The sequence below is a fragment of the Streptomyces sp. H27-D2 genome (genome assembly GCF_035828615.1).
Taxonomy (GTDB): Bacteria; Actinomycetota; Actinomycetes; order Streptomycetales; family Streptomycetaceae; genus Streptomyces.
In genome coordinates this window covers 1-8,408 of record NZ_JAYMZR010000164.1, presented here as the reverse complement: position 1 = coordinate 8,408, position 8,408 = coordinate 1, and the positions used below count along the sequence as shown (strand labels likewise).

General features: G+C 75.3%; 7 protein-coding genes and 1 pseudogene. 6 read left to right on the top strand and 2 right to left on the bottom strand.

Features of this window, described 5'->3' with window-relative positions:
- From cbiE to cobC, 4 genes and pseudogenes are all read left to right on the top strand, one after another.
- Positions 1-1,236: precorrin-6y C5,15-methyltransferase (decarboxylating) subunit CbiE (cbiE, locus tag QMK28_RS32980; protein WP_326443372.1), on the top strand; the 1,236-nt coding region annotated here is incomplete at its 5' end.
- A gap of 275 nt (positions 1,237-1,511) precedes the next feature.
- A pseudogene (locus tag QMK28_RS32975) lies at positions 1,512-1,901 on the top strand (cobalamin biosynthesis protein); the annotation flags it as partial.
- Between the two features lie 140 nt (positions 1,902-2,041).
- Positions 2,042-2,878: a sirohydrochlorin chelatase gene (locus tag QMK28_RS32970; RefSeq protein WP_326443374.1), complete on the top strand. Its 837-nt coding sequence runs from the start codon at positions 2,042-2,044 to the stop codon at positions 2,876-2,878.
- Complete coding sequence (cobC, locus tag QMK28_RS32965; protein WP_326443371.1) at positions 2,862-3,953, top strand: Rv2231c family pyridoxal phosphate-dependent protein CobC; 1,092 nt, start codon at positions 2,862-2,864, stop codon at positions 3,951-3,953. Before QMK28_RS32970 ends, cobC begins: the two co-directional genes overlap by 17 nt.
- A 125-nt stretch (positions 3,954-4,078) precedes the next feature.
- On the opposite strand, the gene QMK28_RS32960 is transcribed toward cobC, so the two are convergent.
- Positions 4,079-5,041, bottom strand: coding sequence for an SCO1860 family LAETG-anchored protein (locus tag QMK28_RS32960; protein ID WP_326443370.1), 963 nt, complete (start codon positions 5,039-5,041; stop codon positions 4,079-4,081).
- A 373-nt stretch (positions 5,042-5,414) separates the two neighbouring features.
- Between QMK28_RS32960 and QMK28_RS32955 the strand changes: the two genes are divergently transcribed.
- Entirely contained in the window at positions 5,415-6,440 is a 1,026-nt protein-coding gene (locus QMK28_RS32955; protein ID WP_326443373.1) for a bile acid:sodium symporter family protein, read from the top strand.
- A gap of 82 nt (positions 6,441-6,522) precedes the next feature.
- Here QMK28_RS32955 and QMK28_RS32950 read toward each other — a convergent pair whose 3' ends face one another.
- Positions 6,523-7,620: an amidohydrolase family protein gene (locus QMK28_RS32950; RefSeq protein WP_326443369.1), complete on the bottom strand. Its 1,098-nt coding sequence runs from the start codon at positions 7,618-7,620 to the stop codon at positions 6,523-6,525.
- Between the two features lie 172 nt (positions 7,621-7,792).
- Between QMK28_RS32950 and QMK28_RS32945 the strand changes: the two genes are divergently transcribed.
- Positions 7,793-8,408 (top strand): aminotransferase class V-fold PLP-dependent enzyme (locus QMK28_RS32945; RefSeq protein ID WP_326443368.1); only part of this gene is annotated, 616 nt, incomplete at its 3' end.

Genomic DNA, 8,408 nt, shown 5'->3' with positions numbered 1-8,408 from the left:
GCGGGGCGCCCCTCCGCAGCCCGCCGGCCGGCCGGCGTCGTGGTCCTCGTGGCCGGCGATCCCGGGTTCTTCGGGATCGTGCGGGCGCTGGCCGAGCGGTTCGGCACGGACGTGCTGGACGTGCATCCGGCCGCGCCGTCCGTCGCCGTGGCCTTCGCCCGTGCCGGACTGCCGTGGGACGACGCGGTGGTGGTGAGCGCGCACGGCCGGGACATCCGCACCGCGGTGAACGTCTGCCGCGCGCACCCCAAGACCGCCGTCCTCACCGGCCCCGGCGCGGGGCCGGCCGAGCTCGGCGCGGCGCTGGCCCGTACCGGCATCGCCCGGATGCTCGTCGTCGCCTCCGCGGTGGGAGACCCGGACGGCGAGACGGTCGAGTGGCTCGCCCCGGCGGAGGCCGCAGCCCGCAGCTGGCCCGACGGGACAGCCGGGCCCGGCGTCGTGCCGAGCGTCGCCGGGTCGCGCCCCGGTCCCGGCGGATGGGCCCTGCGCGAGGAGGAGTTCGCGCACCGGGACTCGCTCATCACCAAGTTCGAGACGCGCGCGCTGGTGCTCGCCCGGCTCGGGCCCCGGATCGGGGATCTGATCTGGGACATCGGCGCGGGTTCTGGATCGATCGCGGTGGAGTGCGCGCGGTTGGGCGCGGCGGCCATCGCGGTCGAGAAGACCGCCGACGGCATAGAGCGGGTCCGCGCGAACGCGCTGGCCCACGGCGTCGAGGTGCAGGCGCTGCACGGCGCGGCTCCCACCGTGCTCTCGCGGCTCCCCGACCCGGACGCCGTGGTGATCGGCGGCGGAGGCCGCGAGCTGCCCGCGATCGTCACCGCGTGCGCACGCAGGGCGCGGCGCACCGTCGTCGTCACCCTCGCCGCGCTGGACCGGGTGCCCGCCGTGCAAGCGGCGCTCGCAGCCGCCGGGTTCGTGCCCGAGGGCGTCCTCCTCCAGTCGTCCCGGCTCACCCCGCTGCCGGGGCAGGCGACCCGGCTCGCGGCGACCAACCCGGTCTTCGTCCTCTGGGGCACCCGCCCAGCCGACGCCCGCTCCGGTGACGCCTCAGCGACGGCCGGGGCTGCGGCCTCCGCCCCGGCGCCCGCCGACGCGGTACCCGTCCCGGCGGACGGGCCGGCCGCCCCCCTCACGACGGCCCCCGCCCCGCGCGCGGGCCCCTCACGCGGGCGTGCGCGGCCGAAGCGCCTCGCACTCCCCTCCCCCGGCACCGAAGGGGCGCACCCTTGACCGGCCGCACCGGCTGTACCGGCCTGATCGCCGCCACCCCGGCAGGGAGCGGAGCCCGCGAACGGCCGACCGCCGCCCAGCCGGACCGCGCCCACGTCCACGACGGCCCCGCGCACGACAACCCGAGCGCTCCTCCGCACGAGCCACACCCGGCCGCCCCCGCTGGCCCGGCCGCCCCCACCCCGTACGCCCCACGGGTGCCCGACCCGCACGCGGCGCTCAGCGAACGGGATGCACGGGAGGCACGGGATGTCACGCCGCAGCCGCCATCCCTCATCGTCGGAATCGGAGCGAGCCGAGGTGTCTCCGCCGACGAGATCCTGGGCCTCATCGACCAGTCGCTCGCCGGGTCCGGGCTATCTCCCGCCGACGTCACCGAGTTGGCGACCGTCGACAGCAAAGCCGACGAGCTCGGCCTGACCGAGGCCGCCGAGCGACTCGGCGTACCCCTGCGGACCCACCCGGCCGAGGCGCTGGCCGCCGTCGACGTGCCGAACCCGTCCGGCGCGCCACTCGCCGCCGTCGGCACACCGTCCGTCGCTGAGGCGTCCGCGCTGCTCACCGCCGGGGAATGTGGTGAACTCGTCGTCGCCAAGCGGAAGTCCGCGCCCGAGGGCCGGGCCGCCATGGCCACCTGCGCCGTCGCCCGCCGCAGCCCGCGCGGCGAGCGGTGGCAGACGCCGCCGGCCCGAGCATCGACCACGGCACCCGGAGCCGCCCCACCGGACCGGACGCCGACGTCAGCACCGGCGTCAACGCCGACGCCACAGCAAGCAGCAACCCGCATTCCCCCCACCGAGGAGAAATCGTGACCACCCCGCCCGCGCTGCTCATCGCCGGCCATGGCACCCGTGACGAGGGCGGTGCGGACGCCTTCCGCGCCTTCGTCGGGGAGCTCGGCAGACGCCACCCCGAAATCCCCGTCGCGGGCGGCTTCATCGGGCAGTCCTCGCCACCGCTCGGCGACGCCCTCGCCGACCTCGTCGAGCGGGGGGTGCGGGAGTTCGCCGCCGTCCCGATGACGCTGGCCCCGGCCGGGCGCGCGAAGGGGGACATCCCCGCCGCGCTGGCCCGCGAGCAGCAGCGCCACGCAGGCGTCTCATACACCTGCGGCCGCCCGCTCGGCCCGCACCCGAAGCTGCTGGCCGTGCTGGAGCGGCGGCTGGACGAGGCGCTCGGGGGCGGCCGCCGCTCGCCGTCCGACCGGGCCCGGACCACCGTCCTGCTGGTCGGCGGCGGTTCCACCGACCCGGAGGCCAACGCCGAGGTGTGCAGGGCCGCGCGGCTGCTCTGGGAGGGACGGGGCTACGCGAGCGTGGAGACCGCGTTCGTCTCGCCGGCCGCGCCCGACGTGCCCTCCGGCCTCGACCGCTGCCTGCGGCTCGGCGCGCGGCGTGTCGTCGTTCTGCCGTACTTCCTGTTCAACGGCGTCCTGCCGAACCGGGTGCGGCAGCAGACGGCGGGCTGGGCCGACGCGCACCCCGAGGTGGAGGTGTTCTCCGCCGAGGTCATGGGCGCCACCGAGGAGTTGGCCGAGCTGGTCATGGAGCGCTACCGGGAAGTGGTCGCGAGCGACGACGGTCAGGGCCAGGGACAGGGACACATCCAGCGTCACCACAGCGACCATGCCCCCGCGCGCTGAGCCCCCGGGGCCGCCGGAGCCGCTCGAGCCCGCGCACGACCTGCGGCACCATGGGGACGCGGAGATACGCGGCGGCGAAGCGGGCCTGGTGGACCTCGCGGTCAACGTACGGGCCGGCACGCCGCCGGCCTGGCTCAAGGCCCGGATCGCCGCGTCGCTCGACGGCCTCGCGGCCTACCCGGACGGGCGGGCCGCGCGCGAAGCGGTCGCCGTACGGCACGGGCTGCCGACCGACCGGGTGCTGCTGACGGCGGGTGCGGCGGAGGCGTTCGTGCTGCTCGCGCGCGCCCTGCCGGCTGGGCGGCCGGTGGTGGTCCACCCGCAGTTCACCGAGCCGGAGGCGGCCCTGCGGGACGCGGGCCACCGGGTGGAGCGTGTGCTGCTCGACGCCTCGGCGGGCTTCCGGCTCGACCCCGACGCCGTACCGGAGGACGCGGATCTCGTGGTGATCGGCAATCCCACCAACCCGACCTCGGTGCTGCACCCGGCCGAGGCGCTCGCCCGGCTCGCCAGGCCCGGACGGTTCCTGGTGGTGGATGAGGCGTTCATGGACGCGGTGCCGGGTGAGCGCGAGTCACTCGCGGCGCGCACCGATCTGCCCGGCCTCGTCGTGCTCCGCAGCCTCACCAAGACCTGGGGCCTGGCGGGGCTGCGGATCGGCTACGTACTGGCCGGCCCGGAGACGATCGCGGCGCTGGAGCGCGCGCAACCGCTGTGGCCGGTGTCGACGCCGGCGCTCACGGCGGCCGAGGCGACCTGTGAACCGGCCGCGCTGGCCGAGGCCGAGGCCGCCGCCGCGACGGTCGCCGAGGACCGGGCCCATCTCCTGGACCGGCTCGCGGAGTTCGCGTCGCAGGGCGTACGGGCAGCGGAGCCGGCCGCCGGGCCGTTCGTCCTCGTCCGGCTGCCGGACGCCGTCGGCGTACGCGCCCGGCTGCGCGGCCTGGGCTTCGCCGTCCGGCGCGGCGACACCTTCCCCGGGCTCGGCCCCGACTGGCTGCGCCTGGCCGTCCGGGACCGGGCCACGACGGACCGGTTCGCCGAGGCACTGGCGAAGGCGCTGGCCGACGGCTGATACGGCCCGGCGTGACGATCATGGCGTCGGGCCGGTGCATTCGGCCGCGTCGCGCGCCGCAGCCGGGCAATCGGCCGCGCCACGCGACGACCGCCACGACCGCCACGACCGCCACAGCGAGCCGGTCAGCCGCGCTCGCGCGCCGCCGCGTTGCGGCGGCGGGTCAGCACCAGCGATGCGCCGCCCACCACGATCAGCAGGGCCGCGCCGCCCGCGAGGTACAGCGTGGCCGAATTCCCTCCGGTCTCGGCGAGGTTCGGCGGCTTGTCGGCCACCGTCTGCGTGCTCACGTCCTTGCCGGCCGGCGGTTTGGGAGCGGGGGGCTCCGCTTTCGCCGGGGGCGTCGGCTTCGGGGCGGCCTTCGGCGTCCGGCAGGTCGCACGGGCCAGCGTCACCTGGCCGTTGACCTCGGCGACATTGAGCTTGAGCGGGTTGACGGAGACCTTGAGGTCGAGCGCGGTGGCGGCTGCCGTGTTCGAGCCGGTCGTGGTCCTGGAGAGGTCGATCCGCACCTCGCCGACGCCCGGCACGGCCACCCTGGTCGTCCCGCCGGCGCTGAGCGTCACCCTCTTGCCGAGCACGAGGACGCTGCCCAGCACATGGGACTCGGCGCGCGGCTTCTCGCCGGTCTCGCAGACGGCCTTCGAGGTGACCTGCCGGACCTCGACCAGCGAGAGCAGCGGCAGACCGGGGATGTGTACCTTGGCGTGCACCAGGTCGGCGTACCCCTCGGCCTTGTGCTCATCGGCGGTGGCGCGGGCCGTCGCCGCCTCGGCACGCAGCACACTGAACGGCCTGCCCTTGTTGACTCCATCCAATTCCACGGCGAGCGCGGTCTTGTTCGCGTCGCCCGGGGCCCGCACCTCGTTGAGCGACGCGTTCAACGGCACGTTGATCGTCTTGTTGAGCAGCGAGACATCGAGGCCGGTACGGAGGACGACCGCACCGGCCTTCCCGTGGTCTCCCGTAGCGTGCGCGGTCGTGGCGCCGAGCAGGACCGCGGGACCCGCGGCCAGGGCGCTGGTGACCAGGACGGCCGCGAAACGGCGTGCGGGCACGCCGAAGGTAGAGCTGATGGTGCTGGACACGTGTGTGGAACCCCCACAAGAGACATGGAGTCGCCGGCACCCGCCGATGGGGGACATCACGGGTGCCGACGACCTCGACTCCGCCATGTTTGACGTACCGAGGGTGAACGGTCAGCAACCTGACGTGACTTCACCCCAATGGGTGGTTTCCGTTTCCATATTCGATTCTCCCGACACTTGGGGCCCGATGGGTCACCCGTGCCACACGCCGGGTCTCAGCCAACCGGCCCCCGCCCGCCGTCCCCTACCCGCCGTCCACCGTCCACCGTCCACGATCCGACCCGGCCGCCCGCCACCGGCCGGAGCCTCATAAAGTGCGCCGGTGTCCTCTCAGCAATCACCGCGGTCAGCACGGCAGAGCACCGACCCTGCGATACCCGAGTCCGAGCCCGCCCCCACGCCCGAGCCCGAGCCCGCCGAGGCTCCCGCCCCCACCGCGACGGACCGGTCGGCCAAGCGCGCCGTCACCGTCTTCCCGCTGCTGGTGATCGCCGCCGGCGTGGTCGGCGTGCTGACGCCGTCGAGCTTCACCGGCTGGGCGCCCGCCGTGCCCTGGCTGCTGGGCATCGTCATGTTCTCGATGGGGCTGACGCTCACGCTGCCGGACTTCACCGCGGTCGCCAGACGCCCGTGGGCGGTCGGCCTCGGGCTGGTCGCACACTACGTGATCATGCCAGGGCTGGGCTGGCTGATCGCCACCGTGCTCGACCTGCCGCCGCAGCTGGCCGCCGGAGTGATCCTGGTCGGCTGCGCGCCGAGCGGGACCGCCTCCAACGTGGTCACCTACCTGGCCCGCGGCGACGTCGCCCTGTCGGTGTCCGTCGCCACCGTCTCCACGCTGGTCGCGCCCCTGGTGACGCCGCCGCTCACGCTGCTGCTGGCCGGTCAGTTCCTCGACGTGGACGCCGGCTCCATGGTCACCGACATCCTCAAGACCGTCCTGGTGCCCGTCCTCCTCGGCTTCCTGGTCCGGGTGCTGGCAGGTCGTTACGTCGACAAGGCGCTGCGCTTCCTGCCCTGGATCTCGGCCGTGACCATCGCGGTCATCGTGCTCGCGGTGGTGTCCGGCAGCGCGGCCCTCATCAAGGACGCGGCGGCGCTGGTGTTCCTCGCGGTGGTGCTGCACAACGGCCTCGGGCTGGCGCTCGGTTACGCGTCGGGCAAGCTCGCCCGGCTGGGCAAACCCGCGAGCAGGGCCATGGCCTTCGAGGTGGGCATGCAGAACTCCGGCCTCGCCGCCTCGCTGGCCGGGGCGCACTTCAGCCCGGCCGCCGCGCTGCCCGCCGCGGTCTTCTCGGTGTGGCACAACGTCTCGGGCGCGCTCGTCGCCGCCTGGATGGCACGCTCCGCCCGCCGGGAGCGGCAGCCCGGCCCGGCCGCCGCGCGGGATTCCACGTAGTTCCACGTACCGGAGCAGCGGACCGTCGCGCCCCGTCAGACCGCCGCCCGTCAGTCCCCGCCCCACCGTCAGTCCCCGCCCCTCACCCCACCACCCGTCCGCGCAGCACCACCCGCCGAGGCGTCGACAGCACCCGGACGTCCTCGCGCGGGTCGGCCCCGTAGACGACCAGGTCGGCCGGGGCGCCCTCGGTGAGGCCGGGGCGGCCCAGCCAGTCGCGCGCGCCCCAGGTGGTGGCGGACAGCGCGGCCCGCACCGGGAGGCCGGCCTTGACCAGCTCGGCCACCTCCTGGGCGACCAGGCCGTGCGGCAGTGAGCCGCCCGCGTCGGTGCCGACGTACACCGGCACCCCGGCGTCGTAGGCGGCCCGCACGGTGTCGTAGCGGCGCGCGTGCAGCCTGCGCATGTGGGCGGACCAGCGCGGGTACTTCGCGTCGCCGCCGTCCGCGAGCTTCGGGAAGGTCGCGATGTTGACGAGGGTGGGGACGATCGCGACCCCGTGCGCGGCGAAGAGCGGGATGGTCTCCTCGGTCAGTCCGGTGGCGTGCTCGACGCAGTCGATCCCGGCCTCGACCAGGTCGGTGAGGGAGTCCTCGGCGAAGCAGTGCGCGGTGACCCGCGCGCCGAGCCGGTGCGCCTCGGCGATGGCGGCCTCCACCTCACCGCGCGGCCAGCAGGCCGAGAGGTCGCCGGTGTCCCGGTCGATCCAGTCGCCGACCAGCTTGACCCAGCCGTCGCCGCGCCGCGCCTCGCGCCCGACGTACGCGACGAGGTCGGCCGGTTCGATCTCGTGCGCGTAGTTGCGGATGTAACGGCGGGTCCGGGCGATGTGCCGGCCCGCCCTGATGATCCGGGGCAGGTCCTCGCGGTCGTCGATCCAGCGGGTGTCGGACGGCGAGCCGGCGTCGCGGATCAGCAGCGCTCCGGCGTCCCGCTCGGCCAGCGCCTGCTTCTCGCTCGTCGAGGCGTCGACCGGGCCGTGGGCGTCCAGGCCGACGTGCGAGTGCGCGTCGACCAGGCCCGGCAGCGTCCAGCCCTCGACGGTGGTCACGTCCCGCGCGTCCACGCCGCCCGGCCGCTCGAAGGCGACGCGCCCGCCGATCACCCACAGCTCGTCCCGGACGTCGTCGGGCCCGACGAGCACCCGCCCCTTCACGTGCAGCACCGTGTGATCGCTCATGCACCGCACTGTACGAGGCGGGCCCGGCCCGGAGCACGGGTGCCTCGGCCCGTACGCCGCTCCCGCCCCGGCGGCCCGCGCGATGGCCCCCGAGGCAGCGCGCGGACGCTGCCGGGGCACTGGGTACGCTCGGTCCCGGCAGCCCGCAAGACCTCGTGAGAGAAGCACCGCCGTGACGCATCCCCTGCTGGACCTCGCCCCCCTCACCGCCGCGCGGTTCGCCGGGATCGAGCGCCGGGTCGCGGGGCTGCTCGCCACCGGGCAGGACATCGTGATCATGCAGGGTGAGGCGCTGCTCCCGCTGGAGGCGTGCATCCGCGGCGGGGCCCGCCGGGAATCGACCGCGCTGAACATCGTCACCGGCCCGTACGGGCAGACCTTCGGCGGCTGGCTGCGCGACTGCGGGGCCGCCGTCGTGGACCTGGCCGTGCCCTTCGACACCGCCGTCACCGCCGATCAGGTCGCCCGTGCGCTGGCCGAGCACCCGGGGACGGAGTTCGTCTCGCTGGTGCACGCGGAGGCCGCCACCGGCAACACCAACCCGGTCGGGGCGATCGGCGAGGTCGTACGGGAGCACGGGGCGCTGTTCATGCTCGACGCGGTGGCCTCGGTGGCGGCCGAGCCGCTGCTGCCGGACGTGTGGGGCGTGGACCTGTGCGTGATCGGCGCGCAGAAGGCGATGGGCGGCCCGGCGGGCGTCTCCGCGGTGTCGGTGAGCGAGCGCGCCTGGCGGCGGATGGCCGCGAACCCGGCCGCGCCGCGCCACTCGTACCTCTCGCTGCTGGACT

Bases quoted from the DNA above. Each gene is read 5' to 3' on its own strand.
- cobC (WP_326443371.1), top strand. From the start codon at position 2,862: ATGCCCCCGCGCGCTGAGCCCCCGGGGCCGCCGGAGCCGCTCGAGCCC.
- QMK28_RS32950 (WP_326443369.1), bottom strand. From the start codon at position 7,620: ATGAGCGATCACACGGTGCTGCACGTGAAGGGGCGGGTGCTCGTCGGG.